Origin of the sequence: Streptomyces sp. NPDC057654, from assembly GCF_042800135.1 — a bacterium.
GTDB lineage: Bacteria > Actinomycetota > Actinomycetes > Streptomycetales > Streptomycetaceae > Streptomyces.
Genome location: NZ_JBHVHQ010000043.1, coordinates 1 through 21,803 on the forward strand (window position 1 = coordinate 1; position 21,803 = coordinate 21,803).

Below are 21,803 nucleotides of genomic sequence, written 5' to 3' on the forward strand. Positions count from 1 at the left end.
GTACCCCCGTCAAGCTCTCCACCTGGAGCATCTCGACGCTGGAGCACATGAGAACCGTGCCCGCCGACGGCGCCACCGCGCAGGATCAGCAGGGGCAGATCTTCAAGTTCGTCGGTGGCGCGCCCGTCCACATGGCCACCTGCGACGGCAGCGGCTGCGGCAGCCCCGTCAAGGTGTCCACCTGGAGCGTGGCGACGCTCGACCACATGAATCCGGCACCGGTGGACGGTGCCACCGCGCAGGATCAGCAGGGGCAGATCTTCAAGTTCGTCGGTGGCGCGCCCGTCCACATGGCCACCTGCGACGGGGTCGGCTGCGGCAGCCCCGTGAAGGTCTCCACCTGGAGCATCTCCTCGCTGGAGCACATGCGGCCGTATCCCACGGACGGGACGACGATACGGGACCAGCAGGGGCAGATCTTCAAGTTCGTCGGCGGCGCGCCCGTCCACATGGCCACCTGCGACCCGGGCTGCGGTGCTCCGATCCCGGTGTCCACCTGGAGCATCTCCCACCTGGACCACATGCTGGCCGTACCGATGGACGGGACGACCGTGTCCACCGAGAACGGGACCGTCTACAAGTTCGCCGCCGGATACCCGTTCCGGCTGTCGGGCTGCTCCTCGGGCTGCGGCTTCCCGGTGCCGGTCACCCAGTGGAGCGTGGACCACCGCGAACACATGGCCGACAAGCCGGTCGACGGCATCAGCCTCGTCGCGGTGGACACCGGCACGCTCTACCGGACGAGCGGCGGGTTCACCGACCCGATGGGTCCGTGCCCGCAGACCAGCGGCTGCCAGTGGGCGCCGCGTGTCGACCAGTCCTCGGTGGAGTTCCTCACCGACCCCAGCGCCAACCACGGCCCCCTCTACGGCCAGCTCACCCGGTACGTCAACGCCGGCGGCGACCACTACAGCGCCACCGGTTCCGTACCGCCCGGCTACCGGGCGGAGGGGGCGCTCGGCCAGCTCGACCTGGTGCAGGAGCCGGGCACGCACCCGCTGTACGCCTGCCAGAACGGCGCGGAGGAGTTCAGCTCGGTCCGCGACGACTGCGAGGGCTCGTCCCGCATCGCCCTGCTCGGCCACCTCTACGACGCCCCCGCCCCCGACGGGCCGCCGATGCTCGCGGTGTACCGCTGCAAGGACGGCACCGCCGGTGAGCACTTCGACTCGACCGACCCGAAGTGCGAGGGCAAGGTCCAGGAGAGCCGGCTCGGCTACACCATCGGCTACGGGGCGCTGACCCGGTACGTGCACCAGGGCGCGCCCAGCGACCACTGGACCACCACCCGGGCGGCCGGGGCCGGTTACCGCCCCGAGATCGCCATGGGCATGGTGTCCCTGGTCGGCGGTCCAGGAACCCACGCCCTGTACAGCTGCCGCAGCGGCAGCGACGAGTTCACCTCGCTCCAGGCCGACTGCGAGGGCGCGACGAAGCTCGCCGAGATCGGCTGGACCTGGGACGCACCGGTCGCGGGGGTGCCGAGCCTGCCGCTGTACCGCTGCCGGATCGCGGGCGGCGAGCACTTCGTCTCGCACGACGCGAAGTGCGAGGGCATGCAGCAGGAGGCCCACCTCGGCTACGTCGTCGCGCGTGCCGCCGTGACCCGCAGCATCCGGGGCAACGACCACGCCGAGGGCACGGCGGCCCTGTCCGCCGGATACCGGGCGGAGGCCGTGCACGGATACCTCTCCCTCGTCGCCGAGCCGGGCACCAGGGCGCTGTACCAGTGCCGTGCGGGCGGGGACGACTTCACCTCGCTCGACTCCGCGTGCGAGGGCCAGACCGTGCAGCGCACCCTCGGCTATCTCTGGAGCGACCCGCCCGCCGGCCGGCCCAGCACCCCGGTCTACCGTTGCAACACCGGCGGCGGGGACCACTTCGACTCGGTGCGCGAGGACTGCGAGGGGCAGCACGCCGAAGGGATCCAGGGCTATCTGCTGACCACGCCCTGATCCGGCCCGCCCGCACTCGCTCCCCGGCCGGGACCCGTCCCGCCCCCGGACCGTCACCGCATCTGTCCGACACCGACCGCCGTCGTAAGGCAAGGAGACCGCGATGAGACGTGGGGCACCCGCCCGGTGGACCTGGCCGGCCGTCCTGTGCGCGCTCGTCCTGCTGCTCGCCCCGGGCACCGGGGCGGCGGCCGAGCCGCACTCCCCTCCGGCACCGCTCGCCTACCCCGAGCGCGGCGACTACCGGATCAAGGCTGTCCAGCCCGACGACTGGCCGAACAAGGACGAGATCGCGGGCAACAACACCGGCGGCGTCGCCATGAACCTGGTCTGGGCGCAGTGGCAGCCCACCGTGCAGTCCATGCCGTGCTCGGCCGGCCAACAGCAGTACGACGGGCAGTGCTTCACCGTGCCCGCGCACCTGGACGCCGACATCCGCGACTGGACCGAGCGCGGTCTCGTCGTCACCGGCGTCGTCTACGGAACACCGGCCTGGGCCCGGACCGGCAGGACGTGCGTACCCTCCGCCCCGGGCATGGAGATCTTCTGCGCCCCGGACCGTGCGACCGACTACGCCCGCTTCGCCGGCATGCTCGCCCAGCGGTACGACGGCCTGCACGGTCACGGCCGGGTCGCCGACTTCGTCATCGGCAACGAGGTCAACACCAACACCTGGTTCAACATCGGCTGCGGCCACGGCACTCCGTGCGGCACCACCGCGTGGCTCGACGAGATCGCCGCCCTCTACGACACGGCCTACGACCGGGTCGCCGCCGAACAGCCCACCGCCCGCACCTATCTGTCGCTCGACCACTCCTTCGGCAGCGCGCTGGACGCACCCGCCGCGACGGAGCCCCTCCTGTCCGGCATGACCGTGCTGCGCGGCCTGGCCGCCCGCGCCGGAACCCGCCACTGGCGGGTGGCCATGCATCCCTATCCGCGCGACCTGCGCGGTCCGGTGTTCGGTCCGGACGACACGCCGTACGTGACGTACGGGACGCTCGGCCATCTCGTGGGCTGGCTGCGCCAGAACTTCCCGGCGAACACCGATGCGTGGTCGGACGTGCAGCTGACCGAGAGCGGCATCACCTCGGCCGGGTCCTCCTCGCCGGAGCGGCAGGCGCAGGCCGTGTGCGAATCCTTCCGGGACGTGCTCGGCACGCCCGGCATCACCAACTACGTCTACCACCGCATGCTCGACAATCCCACGGAGACCGCCGCCGGGCTCGCCCTCGGGCTGCGCGCCCCCGACGGCAGCGCGAAGCCCGCGTGGCGGACCTGGGCCCTGGCCAACCGCGCCGACCTGACGCCCGCGCAGTTGTCCTGCGGCTTCGAGAACCTGCCGTACACCCGTCTGGTCCGCGCCCACTCCCCGACCCGTGGCCACTGGGCCTCGACCCGCGGGCTGCCCTCCGGGTTCACCGCCGAGAACGCCTGGCGGCTGCTGCGCCACGAGGCGTCCGGCACCCGTCCGCTGTTCGAGTGCCGGGTCGGCGGCCACAACATGGTCAGCACGGAGGCCGGCTGCGAGGGTCAGGAGCCGCTCGGCCCTCTCGGATTCGCCGGAACCGCCCCGGCGCCGGGCACCGTCGCCCTCTACCGGTGCCAGATCCCGTCCACGGGAGACCACTTCGTCTCCGAACAGCCCACCTGCGAGGGCCAGCGGACCGAGGGCCTGCTCGGGTACGCCTGGCGGACCTGAGAACGCGCGGGGGCCCGGCCGCTGCGACCTGTGCCTGCGAGGGCCGGCTGACGTGCCATCAAGACTGCGGCGTCAGCGCCTTCGGCCGGTCCAGGTCCCGTACCCGATCCTCCACCAGGGGCGGGCCGGCTGCCGGTGGGCCTGCCTCCCGCACGACCTGCCGCTGAAGAGCGCGACGTACTCCTGCTTCGTCTGCTTCGTCACCGGTGACGGCGGAGGTCTCTTCCGACGTCCCACGGAAGAGACGGTCGGAGTGCGGCTCCGTCGGGGTTGATGTGCTCGGCCCAGGTCACACGGTCACCACCGGCGATGTCCAGGACATCGCCGATCAGCTCCGGCAGCTCGGGCTCGTCGTTGGCCACCCGGCGCGACAGCACCGTGTCACCCTCGGCATCCAGGACCAGGCAATGGTGGTGGCTCCTACCGCAGTCGGTATCCCCTGGGTGCCACAACCCTACGAATGGCTGGGGCCAACCTGTGAAGGAATGTAGAGCACGACGAATGGATCGCCTTCCCTCGCCGCTACCTCCCCGAAGGCAGCATGAGCGAGATCTACCACGAACTCCCCGACAGCGCCCCGCGCCGCCCAACACCCCGAACAGCCCCACCAGTTGACCCCCAACACCACGACGAGGGACGCGACCCATCATGTGGAGTGTGCGGCGATCCTGGAGTCGGTCCGTGACGACGCCTTACCTGCGGTTTTACCAATGCGGATGATGTGTGGTGCGGGCGTTACGGGGGCCATATCTCGACTCTGAGGTGACGCTCGCGACGCTCATCCGACGCGCGTCTCGCAGTGACGTCTCGGAAACCCGCAGGCGTTGATCGAACCTATGTTCGCAGCCTGTCGAGCCGCTCGGACTGGCCTGGGAATGAGACGCCTGCTCGACGAGCCCCCAGTCTCGCATCCCAGCGTAACGAAGGTATGGGCCGACAGCGGTCACCAGCACAGCGTCTTCCAGCACGGGGTCGCCCGAGGATTCGACGTCGAGCTCGTGAAACGACCCGCCACCAAAGGGCGGGGCGCATTCCTGTATGCGCGGGCCAGCCCTGGACCCCCAAGGGGAATTCCGGTCGAGGCGCTCAGAGGACGAACGCCGTGCAGTCCTCACCGCCGACGTCACCGCTCTGTTCTCGGAGGGCTCCAGACGATTCGTGCCACGGGCGAGCCCGACAGTAGGTTTCGGCACGCAGCGCACGCCTGCCCAGGCGGACGTCGATGGACAGTTGGTGAGGGGTGCCGTTACGCCGCGGTGGTCCGAGCGATCTCGCCTGCCGTCGGCACGGGAACGACCTCGACGCTCACCCCGCGTGTGTTCAGCTCCCGCGCTGTCTGGTGGAGAGTGATTTGGGAGAAGGCGAAAAGCGAGTCGGCTGTGAAGGTGGCTCCGGACTTGTGCCGGACGGCGAGGACCAGCCGGCGAGGTGTGAAGTCCTCGGCCAGCATGATTCTCCCGTTGCTTTCCCGTGCGACCCGGCGGATGAACTGGCGGCGCGCCTCAGGCGAGTTGATGAGGAGTTCGACGGCGACCTGTGCTTGCCCGAGGAGGTGGCTGAAGGAGCCGGAGGAGCCGGACTGCTTGACCAGGACAAGGGTGCCATCCGGAGTCAGCAGGTCGCAGATTTCGACCCGGTCGGTGCGCTTGAGAGGGTTATTGATGAACTCGCCGTCGAGAAACAGCCATTCGGGCCGGGCTGTTGAGACCGCACGGTTGTAGGCGCGTTCGCTCGCGCCTTCGGGCCAGGGCGGCAGACCGTGCACAGCGGCATCGGTGAACAACTGTTTCAGGTTGTCTCGGACGGAGTCGATGTAGCCGGCGCCGAGCTCGTACCAGTCGCCGTCCAGAAGGCAGTACGTCCGTGAACCGAGGGAGACATCGGCCTGGATCCAGTCCAGTGCGTGGGTGGTCGCCAATGGTACGGAGGATCTGGACGAAGGGTCGCGGTGGAGGGTCACTGTGCCGTCGCGCAGGGCGGCGAGACGGCTGCCGGGTCGGCTGATTCGGGCCCGGGTGAGGACGTAGGCCAGGTCGAAGTCTTCGGACAGATAGGCCTCGGTGGTGCCGATACGAGTCCTGAAGGCGGTGGCCTCTGCTTGTGTGTCGTGCAGGTCGAGGGGGACGGAGAACGAGATCCGTCCGTCGGCCGGGGCGCCGAGCAGACGGTCGAGGGCGGCTTCGAGTGCTGCGCGGGTGACGGTGTCGGTGACCGGGACGATGTGGTCGACGAATTCCAGCTCGGGGTGCGGGATGTCGTCCTGGCAGACCCGGGTGATCGTGCGCAGGTCCTCGACCAGGTCGGCCGGTTCGATACCGAGCGGGAGCCGTAGGCCGACACCGCCCTGAGCGGTGCAGGCCCGGCCGTTGGCGTGGCGGCTGCGGGTGAGCGGGACGTCGTCGAGATGGCCGCCGAGGTGGCGGACCACCCGCGCCTGGTCGCGGATGCCGAGTGCCGGGACCGTGGTGCCGGCGGCCACCAGGGAGATGTCGGTGCGCGGTCGGCCGAGCGCTTTGGTGACCGCGCCGCTGATGTGCTGGGGGTCGACCATGCGGATGGCGAAGCAGAGGCCGAAGCGCTTGTCCTTGAGGGCGTCGGGAACCAGGCGGTAGCCGTTGCCGCAGGTCACGGCGTAGACCTCGCCGTCGACGGCGAGGAGCAGCAGGGCTCCGGTGCGGCGGACGGGCTCGAAGACCGGGATTCCGGTGGTGCGGGCGTTGGGGGCGCACCAGGTGTCGGTGGCCTCCTCCTTGCCGTAGGTGAGGTAGACCGCGGGCACGCCGAGGACCTCGGGGTGGTGCAGTTCGGTTCCCAGCCGGTCGAGCTGTTCGTGGTCGAGGGCCTCGAACATCGCCTCGGGGGTCGGGGACACGGTGGGGAGCCGATAGATGGTGCGGACTGCGGTGTGGGTGGCCATGGGAGTTCTCCGGGCGTCTGCGGGGGCGCGGTGCGAGAAGGCCGACGAGCCTCATTCGTGTGCGCAGAATAGTGACAGCATTATGTGTACGTTGTCAACGCAGTAATGGTGTTCCCGTGGTCGTGCCACTGCGTGTACGGTGGCCGCATGTCGGACCAAGCTGCCCCCGCTACCGGCCCCCTCGTCACCGGATCAGAGATCGCGAGGCTGGCCGGCGTCACCCGCGCCGCCGTGTCCAACTGGCGTCGCCGCTACGACGACTTCCCCGCCCCCTCCGGAGGCGGGGCGAACAGCCCGCTGTTCGCGTTGCCCGAAGTCCAGGCGTGGCTGGAGAAGCAGCGGAAGGGGCAGGAAGCCTCGGTCGAGGTCCGGCTGTGGCAGGAGCTGCGGGCCGCCTACGGAGAGGACATGGTCGCCGGACTCGCGGATGTGGCCGAGCTGCTCTTTGAGGGGCACGGTCGACGGCCGCAGGGGTTGCGCCTGGCGCGAGAGGCCGTGGCGCGCGTCCGTTCTCTCGCCGAATCCGAGCGGCCCGTTGACGTCGTGAACGCACTGACCGAACGGTTCGCCGACGCCGTACGCCGCGCCGGGTCGGACCAGGTGACTTCGGCCCGCCTGGCCCGCGCCGTACGCCACTTTGCGCCGCCGCTGCCGTCCGGGGCGACGGTCTTCGATCCTGCCTGCGGTATCGGCCTGCTGCTCTTCTCCGTCGCCGGGCAGACCGGGGTGCTCTGCCGCGGGCAGGAGGCCGACGCCGACTCCGCTCGGTTCGCCAGGCACCGTGCCGCCCTGTCCTCGATGCCCGACACCCGGATCGAGACGGGCGACTCGCTCCGCGACGACCGGTGGCCCGACCTCCGGGCCGAACTCGTGGTCTGTGATCCTCCGGTGGGCGTCACCGGATGGGGCCGCGAGGAACTCCTTCTCGATCCACGCTGGGAGCTCGGCACCCCGTCCAAGGCGGAGGGCGAACTCGCCTGGCTGCAGCACGCCTACGCACACACCGCGCCGGGCGGGCACGTCATGATCGTGCTGCCCGCCTCGGTCGCCTACCGCAAGGCCGGGCGAAGGATCAGGGCCGAGCTGGTTCGCAGGGGCATCCTCACCCAGGTTGTCGCCCTGCCGCCGGGCACGGCCTCCTCGCACGCCCTCCCCGTTCACCTCTGGACCCTGCGTCGTCCCGGCCCGGCCGACGAACCCCCGGCCACGATGCGGATGGCGGACCTCACCGCCAACGATCCCGAGGGCAGCCTCACCCCTCGCCCCGAGCAGATCGTGGACGTCCCTCTGATCAGTCTCCTCGACGACACGGTCGACCTCACCCCGGGCAACCATCTCCAGGCCGTGCACCGCGACTACTCCGGCGAGTTCACGGCCCTCCGCGACGATCTGGAGGAGCAGCTGCGCCGGCTGGCCGCACTGCTGCCTCAGCTGCGGCCCGGTACGGGGGCAGGCTCGCTCGACGGTGCCACGACGGGCGTCGCCGAACTCCTCCGGGCAGGCCTCGTAACCTTCGAAGGCCCGGAACCGGTCTCCGTCAGTGACCAGCTCGACACCGATTACCTCCAAGGTTTCCTGCGCAGTCCGGCCAACACCCGCCGTGCCACCAGCGCCTCCGGCACCTACCGGCCGGAGGCCAAGGGCGCCAGGATTCCGCAGCTGGCCATCGAGGAACAGCGCCGCTACGGTGCGGCCTTCCGGGAGCTCACCGAATTCGAGGCGACGATGCGGGCAGTGTCCGAGCTCAGTCGCCGGCTTGCCGAGCTGGCCCGCGACGGACTCTCCACCGGCGCTCTGGCTCCGCAGGTCTAAGAGGGCATCTGATCAACATTCACGCCGGTGTGGGTGGCATGTCCGTTTCGATTCGCCAGGTTGGTGCGGATTCTCCGGTGAGTTCGCGGCTCATTTTGTTGGCCATCGCCCAGTGGATCGTCGTTCGGGATCTCTGCGGCAGGGCTTCGTAATCGCGTGCGAGGCGGCGATGCTGCACCAGCCAACCGAAGGTCCGCTCGATCACCCACCTCTTGGGCAGCGGCTGGAAGCCCTTCTCTTTGGGCCGCTGCACCACCTCCACATCGATCCCGAGGCCGGCGCCGTGCTGGATCACGCCGGTCTGGTAATCGCCGTCGGCCCATACCTTGGTCACGCTCGGATGGGCCGCGGCCAGTACGGTCAGGGCCTGCTTGCCGCCGACGGAGTCGTGGACCGAGGCGGCGGTGACAAGGACGGCCAGGACAAGACCGAGGGTGTCGGGGACCAGGTGGCGCTTGCGCCCCTAGATTTTCTTGCCGACATCGATGCCCTGGCTGGTCTCGGCGACGTCGCTGGAGGCCTTGACGCTCTGAGCGTCCACCACTGCCGCGGACGGCTCCACCAGTCGGGCGTTCGCCAAGCGCTTTCTGTCCCGCAGCAGATCATGGACCTGCTCGGTGGCTCCGTCCGCGGAATCACCCGTTCACACCTCGGTCGGCAGGAACTCGCTCGGTGTTCCGCTCCAGCTCACGCTCAGCGCCTCGCGCGCCCTGGTGCAGGCGACGAAGAGCAGGCAGCGCTCGCGCAGAAGGTCGGCCTCGTGCTGCGGTGCGTCCGTCTCCACCGGGGTGATCTCGCGGGCGAAGGGCACCGCTCCCTTCGTGACCCCGAGCACGGAAACCGCCCTGAACTCCAGCCCCTTCATGGCGTGCATCGTGGCCAGCCTGACCCCTGGTGTCTCCGCGGCGATCTGCCCCTTCACCCGCGCCACCGGGATCCCGGCGTCCTTCAGCCGGGACTCCGCCGCGTCCAGTGTCAGGTTGAACCGGGCGCACACCCCGATCTCGTGCGGTGCGAGCCCTTCGCCGATCCATCCCCGCACCCGGTCCACAAGCGCGGCGTACTCCTCCGGCTGGGTGGCGAACCCTCCGGCCTCGGGCCGGCGGCCGCGCAGCAGCGAGCGGTAACCGGCCAGGGAGTCGGTTCCGTCGCCCTCCAGGGCGTCCACGCTGACCGGTGCGAGCAGGCGCGCCGACCAGGCCAGGATCTCCTCGGTGGAGCGGTAGTTGAGCCGCAACCGGAAGCTGCGGCCGGCGGTCGCGATCCCCAGCGAGCCGAGCGACACCCGGGAGTCGTAGATCCGCTGGTGCGGGTCTCCGGTGAGGAACAGATCGTCGGGGCCGGGGGTGACAGCGGCCCGGAGCACCCGCCACTGCGCGGGGTGCAGGTCCTGCGCCTCGTCCACCACGACATGTTGGTACGGGGCCGGGCCGGCGGCGAGCAGATCGGCCGCCCGGGCACAGATCCGCAGGTGCGCGGTGGCGCCGCGCTCCTGGAGCAGCTTCTCGAACCGCTTGACGCCGCTCCACACCAGCCCGCGCCGGGCCGCACCGAGGCCGGTACCGCGTCCGCGCCGACTTGCCGCGAGATAGCCGTCCAGCTCGCGGATGTCCTGGCCGAGCACCACATGGCGGTACTCCTGCGCCAGGAAGCGGGCCTGGAACGGCAGGTCCAGTTGCTTGACCGCCTCCTCCCACAGATGCCGCTGGTCGCGGTCGCCCACCGGCTTCGGCGTGCTGCCGGTGCGCTGTCGCACCACGCCGTTGGCGTAGGCGTCGACCGTGGTCACATTGACGCGGGCGAGGAGTTTCTCATCGTTGTCGAGGAGGAGCACGAGCATGTCGCGCAGCCCGGCGGCGAGCGCGTTGGTGTAAGTGGTCAGCAGGATCCGGCTGTCCGGCGACCGTCCCAGCAGGTGCCGGACCCGGTGCAGGGCGGCCACCGTCTTCCCCGTCCCCGGGCCGCCGGTGACCTGCACCGGACCGCCGTACGAGGTGCGGTAGGCGACCCGTCGCTGGGAGGGGTGCAGGAAGACCCGCCAGGCCGCGAACGGTTTCGCCAGGATTTCCTCCAGCTCCTGCGGGCCGGTGACGAGACGGATCCGGGCGGTGGTGTTGCTGATGACGGTGGCCAGGTCCTCGTCCGGCTCGGGCGGTGCGTCCACCGGGCGGCGTACGGCCACCACGTCCCGGTAAACCTCCTCCGGCGAGAATCCTTCTGCGAGGTACTGGAGGACCTCCAGCTGGTCCTCGGGCAGCAGCGTCGCGAACGCCTCCAGCTGCGCCTTGTCAGCCATCGAGCGCGCCGCACGCAACACCTGGGCGTCGATGCCCAGTTCGCGCAGGACTCCGTTGGAGACGCCGGAGAACAGCAGCTTCGGTGCCTTGCGGGAGGCGGTCTCGTACAGCGGGGTCAGTTCGTCCAGCGCGACCGCGTTGCGAACCTCCAGGCCGCGGGTGGCGCTGTTCGTGCTGTACAGGCGTTTCGCCGCCCAGGTGTAGGCGTCGTCGTGCGGCAGCACGTGGACGAGGAGGAAGAGATCGCTGCCGTCGTCCGGGGCGAGGACCACGCCACGCCAGAAATCGGTGACCCGTATGGTGCGCATCCGCCGGTCACGGGCGTTCTCCACGGATTCCAGATGCAGGCCCTTGTCAGCGTTGAGCTCGGCCATGGTCAGGGCCTGGAACTTCGTCATGGCCTTGCGGACGCCGGCTCGGACCGGCTTTTCCAGGGTGTCGTATCCGTCCCAGAAGCTCTGGGCGAAGGCGAGTCGGGGCATAGGCCGTGGGCTCCCTTTCCGTGGGTGTCAGGTGGTGGGTCCGGCCAGGCGGGCGGCGAGTTCCCGGAAGGTCCGCAGCAGCGCCGCGGGTTCCGAGGCGAGGTCGAGGCTGTGCTGGAACAGCCGCAGACCGCCGGTGCCGCGGACCTCGGTCGTCCGCTCGGGCAGGCGGCCCGCCGCGTACACCAGATGTGCCTCGCGGAGGCCGAGCACGGTGGCGTAGGCGAGCGCCTGGTACAGGTCGGCGTTCGGGTAGCCGTGGGCCTGGTGGGATTTCTCGGTCTTGTACTTGGCGTCGACGACGGCGACAGGTGTATGGCCGTCCGCGCCGTACACCACCAGGTCCGGCTTCATCCGGACCTGGCCGCCCGGATCGAGAGCGTGTACGTCCTGCAGCCGCGCCGTCAGGCCGTACTCGCGGAGGGCCTTGCGCAGTGCGACCGTCACGAAGTCCTCGAAGAGCTGGTTCATGTCGAGCAGGAAACCGTCCAGGGCGAGCGGGCCGGTCCTGTGCTCGGGCGAGGTGGAGCGCAGTACGGCCTCGGCGAGCCGCAGGGCGGGCTGGTAGCGGGAGTTGAGACGGGACGGCTGCCAGTGCGGCAGGTCCTGGCCGCGGATCAGGGGACCGGCGTCCGCGAGGCGGACGCGCTGGTGGGCGAGACGGCGCCGTACCGGCCCGGGAACGGACGGCAGCCGCAGCAGCCGTTCCACCGCGGCGCGCAGGATACGGTTCTCGGCGGTGTCGGCCGTGTACGCGTCGTAGACGATCTCGGCGGGCGGCATGCGGCCGAAGTGGCGCCGGATCTGCTCGGCCTCCCGTAAACGGCCCCGGACCACCAGGGCGGACTCCGCGGTCTCCCGGTAGCCCTGGAGTACCCCTTGCCGCAGCGCCGCGTCGATCTGCCGCTCCACCGCGTACGCGAGCGCGGGTACCACGTCGTCGTGCGCGCCGGTGCCAACCGTGCCCTCACGACTGTCGCGCCAGACGCCACCCGGGTCGAGGCTGAAGCCGAGCAGGAAGAACAGCCGCCCCACCGGCGTCTTGGGCGCTATCCGCAGCACCGTTCCGCCCGGCAGCCGGACCGCACCGACCTGGTGACCCGCACGCAGCCTCCAGTGTCCGGGCCGCTCGAAGTCCGGCGCGGCGGCGTCGAGGAACCGTGCCGAGACGAGGGCCCGCCCAGTGGCCGCGTCCAGCGGTACGGACAAGGCGGCGCCGTACTCCCGCAGTGTGATCTCATCCGGGGTGTAGCTACGAACTGGGTCTGCGTTGCCGTCGGCGGTCGCAGCCGGGATCTCACTGTGCGCCGGGGCGGTACCGCCCGCCGCGTTCCCGCTCATGACCGCCGGGTCCGCTCGCGCAGCGCGTCCAGGCCGTAGCGGGCGGCGATGTCAATGCCCTCGCCGTAGTGGTGCTCCTCAAGAAGGGGGAGGATCTTGGTGCGCCAGGTCCGGTCGAGGCCGCCCTCGCGGTACACGCCGGGCTTCATCAGGTAGGACGGGCCGATGGCGAAATCGGGGTCACCGATCGCCTTGTTGAGGGCGTCGAGCAGGCGGGCGGGCTCGGGGTCCTTGCCCTTGTGCTCCAGCCACCGGTTGAGGAGACCGGCAGTGGGCTCCACCCGGGGGGAGAGCTCCACGAAAGCGAACCTGCGCCGCATCGCCGCGTCCACCAGCGCGATCGACCGGTCCGCGGTGTTCATGGTGCCGATCACGTACAGGTTCGGCGGCAGCCCGAAGTCGTCCCCGGAGTAGGTCAGTCGCACCGAGCGCTTGCGGTACTCCAGGAGGAAGTACAGCTCGCCGAAGACCTTCGCCAGGTTGGCCCGGTTGATCTCGTCGATGATCAGGAAGTGCGGCACATGCCGGTTGCCCTCCCGGGAAGCGGTGTCGGCGAGCTCCCGCAGCGGCCCCGCCGTCAGCCGGAAGGCGACCTCCCGTGTCTCGGGGTCCTCGACCGGCCGGAAACCCTCGAAGAAGTCCTCGTACGCATACGAGGGATGGAACTGGACGATCTTGACCTGCTCCGGGCCGCCGCCGAAGTACTCGGCCAGCTCCAGTGCCAGATGCGTCTTTCCGGTGCCGGGCGGACCGTAGAGGACCATCTGCCGTTCATCGAGGAGGAGTTCACGCAGTTCGTCGAGGAAGGAGCGGTTGTGGACGAGGAGTTTCCGGGCGAGCTCGTCGGTGACCTCGGGGAAGGTCAGGGTGCGCTGTTCGGAGGATTCCAGGACCTGCCCGGCCTGTTCCGGCGCTGTCCCCGGGCCGCCGGTGAGCGCGGTGAGCTGTTCCAGGACGGGGGTCAGGTCGACCACGTCGTGCTGGGCGGAGAGCTTCTGCTGCACCTCTTCCGGCAGTTCCTCGTACGGATGGGGGGCCTCTTGCCAGGCCACCGGGCGCCGTAGGTTGGAGAGCCCGCCGGGAGAGCCCGACTGCGCCAGGTCGCCGGTGATCCGCCCGAGGCGGAGCTGGCCGTCGCTGAGGGTGGCGACGGTGTCGCCGATCCGCATCTGGGTGAAGAAGGCGTGCAGTTCGTCGACGAGGCCGCGCTTCTGGTGGTACGTTGCCGAGCCCTCGTAACCCTCCTCGACGAAACGGCGCAGCACGCTCTTGGTCGGGTCGGGCTCGTCCACCTGCGGCAGGTGGGGTGCGTCGAGCGAGACGAGGCCCTCCTTCAGCCAGAGCTGGCGGACCAGGTTGTGGCCGGAGACGTTGTTCCCCCGCACCAGCCAGGCCTTCTGCGGGGCCCGCCAACTCTGTGGCAGGAAGTCCCCCAAGCGGTGCCCGTCCTTCGTGCTGCGCCAGGTGCCGGGGCCGGTTGCTCCGTAGCCGAGAACCAGGGAGGCTGCGGCGGATGGCGAGTTGCACACGATGTCGTGGGACGCGGTCCAGGTGCCGGGGCGGGGACCGTCGACCAGCGTCCCGTTCTCCCGCAGCCTGGAACGGAGCCGACGAGCGAAGTCGCTCAGCCCCGGCCAGTCCTCCGCCGACACCGCCGACCCCGTGCTCACCAGGAACTTGTGCGAGCCGTTGTCACCGCTCTCGGTGAGCAGGAAGCCGAGGGCCTCCCCGGCGTCCTTGGGCAGAGTGATCCGGAAGTCCGGGAAACCGGGAAGACGGTCGGGGAGCTGCGGCATGGGGACCTTCCAGGACGCGGGTGGTTCAGGTGGCACGAAGTGCATCAAGCCTACGTGTTGACGGTGTCAAACGGTATGTTCCATGTGCTGGACGCTCACCGCGCTCGTTCGGCTACCGGCGCTCGGGGAACACCTGGGCGCTGTCCCTCCGCTTGCGCGCCGCCGGGACGGGCGCCTGCGAGTGACCGGCGAGCTCGTTCAGTTTCATGTGCAGCGCGTCCTGTGCGACGTAGTCCCCGCGAGATGCCGCGGCGCGCAGGTCGTCCCAGGCGGTCAGGATGGGACGGCGTACGGACTCCGGGAAGCGGCCGAGCTCGGCGTCGTGGGCGGCGAGCATGGACCGCCAGGTGGTGGTGTCGAGCTGCCGCCACAGGCTGCGGGCGTGCTCCGTCGCTGCCCGCATCGCGGGCAGGTCCAGCCGCTCGCGTGCCGCGTCCAGGGCGCGCCGTGCGTCGGCGAGCTCTTCGGCCGACGCGCCGAGGCCGAGCTCTCGGCCCCGGCGCGCGGCGACGGACGCGTTGGCCGTCCAGCTGCGGGCGTCCCGGCACGTCTCCACCGTGTCGCGAGCCTCGTCGAGGAATCCGTCGAGGGTCCGACCGAGAGGTTCACCGTGCACGATCGCGGTGAGCTGTTCTGCCAGTTCGGTGAAGCAGCCGAGCTCCGCTTCCGTCAGCTCGCCGCCGAAATGGGTGCTATGGGTACGGATCTCGTCGAGGAGCCGAGAGGCGTCGCGGCCGATGCCGTCGGCGACGGCGCTGCGGCGCAGCCGCACGCCCTGCTCTTCGCCGTCGCCGATGCGGTAGGCGAGGTTCACGGTGCGGTTCTCGTCCAGCCGCACCCGAAGTGTGAGCCGCTCCACGCTGCCGGTGCTCCTGTCGAGGACATGCGTGTGCTCTCCGCAGAACTCGTTGCGGGCATGGGACTTCTCGTGTGGCCCTTCGACGATCCGGAAGGTCAGCGCGATGGCGTCGTCCGGACGGATCTGAAGGTTCTCGATGTTCCTCCACTCGGTGCGGTACGTCGTTCCGGCGGTGAAGAGGACCGCGACAGTGCCGTCGTCGAGTGCCAGTCCCAGGTTCTGGGCGGTGACCTGCTCCGGCTGGTCGGTCTGGAACAGCGCGTCACAAGCCGAACACGCCGTCAGGCCGGCGGCGTTGACCATCTGACACTGGGGGCACTTCAGGCCACCGGCGTCCAGCGGCTGGTCGCAGTCTTGGCACGTGGTGGCCGAGGTGGAGTTGTCCGGGCAGCCGCAGTGCGGGCACGCGGCGCGGGACGCGACGGGGGCGGTCGCCCGCAGCTCCGAGAGGCTGACGGCACAGACCGGACAGTTCGTGGTCCCCTCGGCGGCGGGCACGTGGCAGCTGGGACAGTCGACCGTCGCCGTGCCGAGCAGAGAGGTGCCGCAGTCGGGGCAGGCGCTCTCGGTGAGCGGGATCCCGGTGGTCAGGCACGGTTCGGAGGGACAGGCGAGAGCGGACGCGAGCCCGGCCTCGATGCCGGCGCCCAGCGCGACGGCGGACATGGGGTCGATTCCGCTGTGCACCTTCTCCTCGCCGAACAGTTCGGCCAGGCGGCGGCGGACCAGCGGGATACGGGTCGAGCCGCCGATGAGCAGGACCTTGTCGACGTCCTCGGTCGTCCTGGACGCGTCGCGCAACACGCCGCGGGTGATCTCCAGGGTGCGGTCGATCTCGGCGCCGATCAGCTCCTCGAAGTCGTCGCGGGTGGCCTTTCCCGTCCAGGAGCCGCCGTTCTTTCCGAGCGGTGCGAGGATGATCTCCGCTGATGTGACATCCGAGAGTTCGATCTTGGTGCGTTCGGCAGCGGTGCGGATCCGCGCCGCGTCGCCTGTCCCGGAGAGGTCACGGCCGCCGAGTCGCTTCTCGGTGAGCATCCGGCACAGTGCGGAGTCGAAGTCGGCCCCGCCGAGCGACTTGTCCCCGCCGAGCTTGTGCACCCGGAAGTACCCCGACCCGATGATCAGCAGGGACACGTCGAAGGTACCGCCGCCGAGGTCGTACACGAGTACCGAGCACATGTCGTCGTCATCCTCGACGAGGCGCTCCACCCCGAAGGCGTGGGCCGCCGCGGTCGGTTCGGGCAGGATGCGTACGACGGTGAAGCCCGCAAGCTCCCCGGCTTCCCGCACCGCCGCGTACTGCGGTTCCGTGAAGTACGCCGGGACGGTGATCACGGCTCGTGGGAAGAGTTCGCCGGCGGTGTTCTCGGCGTCCGTGCGCAGCCGTCGCAGCAGGATCGCCGAGATCTGTACGGGCGTCAGCCAGTGGGCGCCGAGCCGGATCTCGACCCCGCCGTCCGCGGATTCCCGTACCGGCGGGGCGTCCGCGGGCCGCTCGTCGAGCAGCCGCTGAACGTCGGCGTCGACGTGGCGTCGGCCGATCAGCCGCTTCACCTCGGTGATCACGGAGCCGGGCAGGCGGTCGCGCACGCCGAGCGCCTCGCTGCCCACCAGGAGGGATCCGTCGGCACCGGTACCGACGGCGGACACCGTGGCCTGCTCGCCGTGACGGTTGGGGAGGACCACCGGAACGCCGCCGTCCATCCAGACGGTGACGGAGTTGGTGGTGCCGAGATCAATTCCGAGTGTGCGGTACGGCATGACGTGTCCTCTGGGTGGCAGGGGCGGGAATGGTCGGCCGGGAGGGGGGTGTGGAGCGGGTTCAGCGGCGGCGCTTGGAAGGTTTGCGAGGCAGCGGCGGCTGCCGGCGCTCGGCGCGGCTGGTTCGGCGCGGCTGGTTCCGGCGCTCCCGCGTGGCCCCGCCGTCGGGGGGCCCGGCGGGTGCCGCTTGTTCGGCGGCGGGTGCGGACGCGGGCGCGGGCGCGGGCCCGGGTACGGCGAGGACGACATCGGCACGGCGCAGGCAGTCGGTCCCTTGGCGGAAGCCGGTGACGGTTTCCCGCAGGACGGTTCCCTCGGGGGCGGTCGGATGCGGTTCGACGCCCGTCGCCCGTGCCTCCACCGGGTCGGGGATCTTCCCGACGAGGTCCATGGGATGTACGCCGTGGCGCGCGAGTTCGGCCCGGAGCATCCGGTGGGCGGCATCCGTCTGCTGTTGCACGGCGGCTGCGAGCTGTCCGGTACGGCCCGCCCCGGAGCGGCCGAACTGCTCGGACCGGTGTGCCGTGTCGGCCAGGAGATCGTCGAGCGGCAGCAATGCGGCGAGGAGGTCAGTCAGTTGGGTCACGGCCTCCTCGCGTTTGCGGGAGAGGGCCGCGACCCGGACGCGCAGCTTGCGCAGCTCGTCGGTGCCGGGCGGGGTCGTGGTCACTTGGGTGCGGGGCCTTTCGGAGCGGCGGACGTAGGGAGGGGCGGTGTGAGCAGTTCACTGACGAGGGCGTCGCCCGGGGTGCGGGCCGCGTCGTGGGCGGCCTTCAGGGCGCGCTCGCGGTCCGTGTCCCGTGCGCGGCGGGCCCGGGAGATCGCCACGCCCGCCGCCTTTGCGAGGTCCCCCTGGCTGATGCCCGCCCGGGTATGCGGAAGGAGTTCGAACACGGTGGGGCCGAAGGAGGGCATCGGTGTGCGGGGGTGCGCGGTCACAGGGTCTCCTGGATGTATGGCGGGTCGTCCGGATCCGGTGTTCCGGGTGAGTCGAAGAGGCCGGGGAACATCACCGGTCCGATCGGGAGGGAGATCTGCTGAGCGGTCTTCAACCCCATCGCGGACGCCACGCGTTCGTCGCGTACGGCACCGGCGGGCTCGCCGTCGGCACGGCGGGCGCGGGCGCGGGCGCGCCGATGGTGTGCGACGGCCACGAGCTGGTCGTACTCCGCGGAGCGGCCCGGGGTGATCAGCAGCCCGCCCTGGAGGGCGATCAGCTCGGAGAAGCGGCCGGTGTCGACCAGTTCGGCGGCGAACGGCAGGACGGTCTCCAGCGCCTGCTGCTCCTTCTTCGCGCCGGTGACGTGTGCGAAGGACGCGGCGGCGTCGAGCAACAGAGGGATCTGCCGGGTGTAGTCACCGGACCGTGCTCCGAGCTGTCGGACGGCCGTCTCGTGCAGGAGGCGGGCGACGTCACTGTCGTCGGCCTGTTTTCCCCGATCGTCCTGGGAGGGGCGGACCGCCTCCCGTTGCTGCAGGATGCGACGGGCCTCGCTCTTCCTCCCGGCGAGCGCCTTCCGCACGGTCCGTTCGGTCATCCGGTCGCGGTACCAGGAGTACACCTCGTGCAGATCCTCGGCCGGGTTCTCCGCACGGAGGCCGCGGTGGAGAAGTTCCCCGACCCGTTGCAGGCCGGGCTGCCTGCCCGGCCTGTTTCCCGCGACGACGGAAGCGATGTCGGCGAGATCCAGCGCGTCCAGCGCGTCCTGTGCCACCGGATCGCCGGGGCGTACGAACAGCGCCCGCTGGAAGCGAGCACGGCTCTGATTCCTGTCCTTCGCCCCCAGCGCTTCGTTGCCGCGCCGGACCAGTGCGGCTGCCAGCTCCTTGGCGAGGGCGGGGTCGTCGGGAGCGAGCGCGTGCGCGGACTCCAGCCAGTGGATGCTCTGGACGAGCGTGGCCCGCTGGTAGCCGTTCCCGTTCCGGCCCGCGCTCAGCCCGGCTTTGTGGGCCATCTCGTGGTGGTGCTGGTCGAGTACGAGGCCGAGGCGGGCGGCCGAGGTGAGGTCGGCGAGGGTGTCCTGCCACGCGCCCTTCTCGAACTGCTCGTGGGCCCTGGCGGCCAGGGCACGGGCGAGGTATGGCGCGCAGGCCAGGTGGGTGTCGGAGTCCGCCTGCCAGGTGGTGGGTTCGCCGTGACGGCGGGTGTAGGCGGTGAGGAGGGCGCGGTGTTCACCGTATGCCTCCAGTTGCTCTGCGGCGGTGTCCACAGTGACGGGGGAGTGGCCGGTCGCGGGCCGGCGGCCGCCGAACAGCAGGCCCAGGCACGGGGGAGTGGTGTCGGGTGTGGGGGGCTGCCAGGTGTCGACCGGGCACCGGCAGTTGAAGCCGTCTCCGCAGCTGCCGAAGCAGTCCTCCATGCGCAGATAGGCACGTTCACCACGGACGAGCTCGCCGCTGTACTCGTACTCCTCGACGTTCCAGACGGTTTCCCAGGCGTCGAGTACGTCATGGCCGTCCCGTTCGTCGACCGCGCGGAGCGCCGTACGGATCCGGTCCGTCAGGGTGTCGCATGCGGACCGCCAGTCCTCGGCGCCGAGGGGAGCGTCGCGCCGGGCGGTCACCATGTCCTCGAAACGGAGCGGGTCCTCGTCGTAGAGCAGCAGGTGCCAGGCGGCGATGGCGAAGACCGCGTGAGCCGGATCGACCTTCTCGCTCTGGGCGAGCGACCTCAGCGTGCCGACCGCGAGCGCGTGCACCAGGGCGGTGCGGCGGTTCCCGTACGGGTCGGGGACGGCGTCGAGGACCTCGCCGATCGCGCCCTGGCGGGCCGCCTGCCACACCAGGCGCCACAGCGCGTGTGCCGGGCAGCATCGGCAAGGCGTCTTGCCGGATGTGGCGTCCGGAGCGTCGAGTACGGTGCGGACGTCGCAGTCGCAGCCGAGGTCGCAGGGCTGGTCCTCGCCGCTCGCGGGCGGAGTGGCGCCGAACACCGCGAGCCAGCGGTGGACCGCCTCGGGCCAGTTGCCCGCGCGTTCGGCGAGCAGGGCGCGCAGTGCTTCGTAGGAGGCGCGGTCGTCCACGGGGAGACCGGGAAGGTCTGTGGAGATCCGGTCCAGCAGGTTGAGCGTGCGCGCGAAATTACCCGTGTCGTAGGCGTGTTCGGCCTGACGGAGCATGCGGGTGGCGTCGGTGGTGTTCAAACAGGTCCCCCATGTGCACGTGGTGCGTGGTTGACCCTATGTGGCGTCGATTTACTCGGTCAACGGACCGTCAGATACCGGACGATGTGACTAGTTCTGCTCGTACGGTCTTGCTGACCGGTGGGCGTGGCACGGTCTCCCAGCGGTCGGCGAGGAGGGTGACGAGGGTCAGGCCCCGGCCGCCGGTGGAGAGGTCGGAGCCCTCGCCGGCGGTTCGGGGGAGGCGGTCGCCGCGGGCGTCGGAGACCTCGATCAGGAGTCGGCCGGGGTGGGGCGACGGGGTGTAGGTCAGGGCGAGTTCGAAGTCGCGGTCGGGGACGTGGCCGTGCAGGACGGCGTTGGCGGCGAGTTCGGCGACGACGGGTTCGACACGTTCCGTGATATCCGGCGGGAGGCCCCATGCGTGGAGTCTGGTGACGGTGAGGAGTCGGGCGAGACGTGCGCCGCGACGGGTGGAGGGCAGCTGTTGCCTGAATATCTTGGCGGAGCAGGTGGGTTGGGGCGTCATGTGGTTCATGGGGTCAGCGTGGCCCGCGCGGGGGCGGGGCGACGAGAGGAGAGGCCCGTACGGAAGGTCACCGTACGGGCACGCAGGGTGGACGGTACGGGGTCTGCGCCGTCACTCTGGGTGCCTGTGATCGTGCGGGAGAAAGGGGTGGCGGATGGCCAACGTCGGAGAAGGGGCTGGTGCGTTCCCGGAAGGGGAACGGGAACCGCATCCGTCGGACAGTCTGCGGATGTTCGGTGCGGTCGTGCGGGCGTTGCGCGAGCATGCGGGGCTGAGCCGGGTGGAGTTCGGCGAGTGGGTGCGGTTCTCGAAGCACACCGTGGAGTCGGTGGAGCTGGGGCGGCGGATGCCGGACGAGTTGTTCGTGGAGCGCGGGGAGGAGGCGACGGGGAACACGGGGGCGTTGCGGAAGGCGGCGCCGCATCTGTCGCGGGGGGAGGTGGGGCTGGCGGCGTGGTTCCGGGAGTGGGCCAGGCTGGAGCGGACGGCGGTGAGTCTGTGTACGTATGAGTGCAGGCTGGTGCCGGGGTTGTTGCAGTCGGAGGCGTATGCGCGGGCGGTGTTCGAGGGCACGATTCCGGTGGTGACGGACGAGCGGCTCGATGCGCTGCTGGCGGCGCGGGCGGAACGGCAGCGGATGTTGGTGGAGCGGCCGACGACGTTGTTCAGTTTCATCGTCGAGGAGCATGTGTTCCGGCGGCGGTTCGGGGATGCGGAGGCCATGCGCGGGTTGCTCGATCACGTGCTGGAGTTGACGTCCCGACGGAACGTGACGTTGCAGGTGGTGCCCTTGGATTCGGCGCTGCATGCGTGCCTGGATGGCCCGGTGCGACTGCTTGAGACGCCGGACCGGAGGCGGGTCGGATACGCCGAAGGGCAGCAGAGCGGTCGGCTCATCACGGACGCGAATGAGGTGAGTCTCCTCCATCAGCGCTATGACACACTGCGCTCGCAGGCCCTCAATCCACAAGAGACCAGGGCCCTTTTGGAGAGACTGCGAGGAGAGTGATGACGAGCGGTACAGCGGAACTGTTCTGGTTCAAGTCCAGCTACAGCGGCAGTCAGGGCGATGACTGTGTCGAGATCGCAATCGCCGAACAGGCCGTCCATGTAAGGGATTCCAAGGACGTGGCGCGTCCGGCCTTTGCCGTCGGTCGCGACGGGTGGGGTCGGTTCGTGCGGTTCGCGTCGGAGCGCTGATGTGGCGAGGGGCGCCGGCCGCTGAGC

At 70.3% G+C, this 21,803-nt stretch carries 14 protein-coding genes and 2 pseudogenes; 5 read left to right on the plus strand and 11 right to left on the minus strand.

Features of this window, described 5'->3' with window-relative positions:
- Both ACFU99_RS06260 and ACFU99_RS06265 read left to right on the plus strand, forming a co-directional pair.
- A pseudogene (locus ACFU99_RS06260) lies at positions 1-1,955 on the plus strand (hypothetical protein); the annotation flags it as partial.
- A 103-nt stretch (positions 1,956-2,058) separates the two neighbouring features.
- Positions 2,059-3,657, plus strand: coding sequence for a DUF5722 domain-containing protein (locus ACFU99_RS06265; protein ID WP_384386558.1), 1,599 nt, complete (start codon positions 2,059-2,061; stop codon positions 3,655-3,657).
- 200 nt (positions 3,658-3,857) lie between these two features.
- On the opposite strand, the gene ACFU99_RS06270 is transcribed toward ACFU99_RS06265, so the two are convergent.
- Complete coding sequence (locus tag ACFU99_RS06270; protein WP_384386561.1) at positions 3,858-4,307, minus strand: transposase; 450 nt, start codon at positions 4,305-4,307, stop codon at positions 3,858-3,860.
- Positions 4,308-4,903: 596 nt separating this feature from the next.
- Positions 4,904-6,574 (minus strand): TIGR04141 family sporadically distributed protein, encoded by a 1,671-nt coding sequence (locus tag ACFU99_RS06275; RefSeq protein WP_384386564.1) that lies wholly within the window; start codon positions 6,572-6,574, stop codon positions 4,904-4,906.
- 147 nt (positions 6,575-6,721) lie between these two features.
- Between ACFU99_RS06275 and ACFU99_RS06280 the strand changes: the two genes are divergently transcribed.
- Entirely contained in the window at positions 6,722-8,386 is a 1,665-nt protein-coding gene (locus ACFU99_RS06280) for an N-6 DNA methylase (protein WP_384386567.1), read from the plus strand.
- Between the two features lie 19 nt (positions 8,387-8,405).
- Here ACFU99_RS06280 and ACFU99_RS06285 read toward each other — a convergent pair.
- From ACFU99_RS06285 to ACFU99_RS06325, 9 genes and pseudogenes are all read right to left on the minus strand, one after another.
- Positions 8,406-8,837: pseudogene (locus ACFU99_RS06285) on the minus strand (transposase); the annotation flags it as partial.
- A 192-nt stretch (positions 8,838-9,029) separates the two neighbouring features.
- Positions 9,030-11,165 carry a UvrD-helicase domain-containing protein gene (locus ACFU99_RS06290; protein WP_384386571.1) on the minus strand — a complete coding sequence of 712 codons (2,136 nt, stop codon included), beginning with the start codon at positions 11,163-11,165 and terminating at the stop codon, positions 9,030-9,032.
- Positions 11,166-11,192: 27 nt separating this feature from the next.
- A complete protein-coding gene (locus tag ACFU99_RS06295; protein WP_384386574.1) occupies positions 11,193-12,506 on the minus strand; it encodes an McrC family protein in 1,314 nt (437 codons plus the stop codon).
- Positions 12,503-14,302 (minus strand): DUF4357 domain-containing protein, encoded by a 1,800-nt coding sequence (locus tag ACFU99_RS06300; protein WP_384386577.1) that lies wholly within the window; start codon positions 14,300-14,302, stop codon positions 12,503-12,505. The genes ACFU99_RS06295 and ACFU99_RS06300 overlap by 4 nt, the downstream gene beginning before the upstream one ends.
- 112 nt (positions 14,303-14,414) lie before the next feature.
- The gene (locus tag ACFU99_RS06305) at positions 14,415-16,925 is read right to left on the minus strand and encodes an Hsp70 family protein (protein ID WP_384386579.1); all 2,511 of its coding nucleotides are present in this window, start codon (positions 16,923-16,925) and stop codon (positions 14,415-14,417) included.
- Positions 16,926-16,986: 61 nt separating this feature from the next.
- Entirely contained in the window at positions 16,987-17,595 is a 609-nt protein-coding gene (gene grpE / locus ACFU99_RS06310) for a nucleotide exchange factor GrpE (protein WP_384386582.1), read from the minus strand.
- The gene (locus ACFU99_RS06315) at positions 17,592-17,864 is read right to left on the minus strand and encodes a hypothetical protein (RefSeq protein WP_384386585.1); all 273 of its coding nucleotides are present in this window, start codon (positions 17,862-17,864) and stop codon (positions 17,592-17,594) included. Before ACFU99_RS06315 ends, grpE begins: the two co-directional genes overlap by 4 nt.
- Positions 17,861-20,068, minus strand: coding sequence for a hypothetical protein (locus ACFU99_RS06320; RefSeq protein WP_384386588.1), 2,208 nt, complete (start codon positions 20,066-20,068; stop codon positions 17,861-17,863). The genes ACFU99_RS06315 and ACFU99_RS06320 overlap by 4 nt, the downstream gene beginning before the upstream one ends.
- A gap of 70 nt (positions 20,069-20,138) precedes the next feature.
- Positions 20,139-20,585 carry an ATP-binding protein gene (locus ACFU99_RS06325; RefSeq protein WP_384386591.1) on the minus strand — a complete coding sequence of 149 codons (447 nt, stop codon included), beginning with the start codon at positions 20,583-20,585 and terminating at the stop codon, positions 20,139-20,141.
- Between the two features lie 145 nt (positions 20,586-20,730).
- On the opposite strand from ACFU99_RS06325, the gene ACFU99_RS06330 reads away from it, so the two are divergent.
- Together ACFU99_RS06330 and ACFU99_RS06335 are read left to right on the plus strand one after the other, a co-directional pair.
- Entirely contained in the window at positions 20,731-21,585 is an 855-nt protein-coding gene (locus ACFU99_RS06330; RefSeq protein WP_384386594.1) for a Scr1 family TA system antitoxin-like transcriptional regulator, read from the plus strand.
- Complete coding sequence (locus ACFU99_RS06335; RefSeq protein ID WP_384386597.1) at positions 21,585-21,776, plus strand: DUF397 domain-containing protein; 192 nt, start codon at positions 21,585-21,587, stop codon at positions 21,774-21,776. Before ACFU99_RS06330 ends, ACFU99_RS06335 begins: the two co-directional genes overlap by 1 nt.
- Positions 21,777-21,803 lie beyond the last annotated feature (27 nt).

Excerpts from the sequence above, each read along its gene's own strand:
- ACFU99_RS06265 (WP_384386558.1), top strand. The coding sequence starts at position 2,059 with ATGAGACGTGGGGCACCCGCCCGGTGGACCTGGCCGGCCGTCCTGTGC.
- ACFU99_RS06270 (WP_384386561.1), bottom strand. The coding sequence starts at position 4,307 with ATGATGGGTCGCGTCCCTCGTCGTGGTGTTGGGGGTCAACTGGTGGGG.
- ACFU99_RS06275 (WP_384386564.1), bottom strand. The coding sequence starts at position 6,574 with ATGGCCACCCACACCGCAGTCCGCACCATCTATCGGCTCCCCACCGTG.
- ACFU99_RS06280 (WP_384386567.1), top strand. The coding sequence starts at position 6,722 with ATGTCGGACCAAGCTGCCCCCGCTACCGGCCCCCTCGTCACCGGATCA.
- ACFU99_RS06290 (WP_384386571.1), bottom strand. The coding sequence starts at position 11,165 with ATGCCCCGACTCGCCTTCGCCCAGAGCTTCTGGGACGGATACGACACC.
- ACFU99_RS06295 (WP_384386574.1), bottom strand. The coding sequence starts at position 12,506 with ATGAGCGGGAACGCGGCGGGCGGTACCGCCCCGGCGCACAGTGAGATC.
- ACFU99_RS06300 (WP_384386577.1), bottom strand. The coding sequence starts at position 14,302 with ATGCCGCAGCTCCCCGACCGTCTTCCCGGTTTCCCGGACTTCCGGATC.
- ACFU99_RS06305 (WP_384386579.1), bottom strand. The coding sequence starts at position 16,925 with ATGCCGTACCGCACACTCGGAATTGATCTCGGCACCACCAACTCCGTC.
- ACFU99_RS06325 (WP_384386591.1), bottom strand. The coding sequence starts at position 20,585 with ATGAACCACATGACGCCCCAACCCACCTGCTCCGCCAAGATATTCAGG.
- ACFU99_RS06330 (WP_384386594.1), top strand. The coding sequence starts at position 20,731 with ATGGCCAACGTCGGAGAAGGGGCTGGTGCGTTCCCGGAAGGGGAACGG.
- ACFU99_RS06335 (WP_384386597.1), top strand. The coding sequence starts at position 21,585 with ATGACGAGCGGTACAGCGGAACTGTTCTGGTTCAAGTCCAGCTACAGC.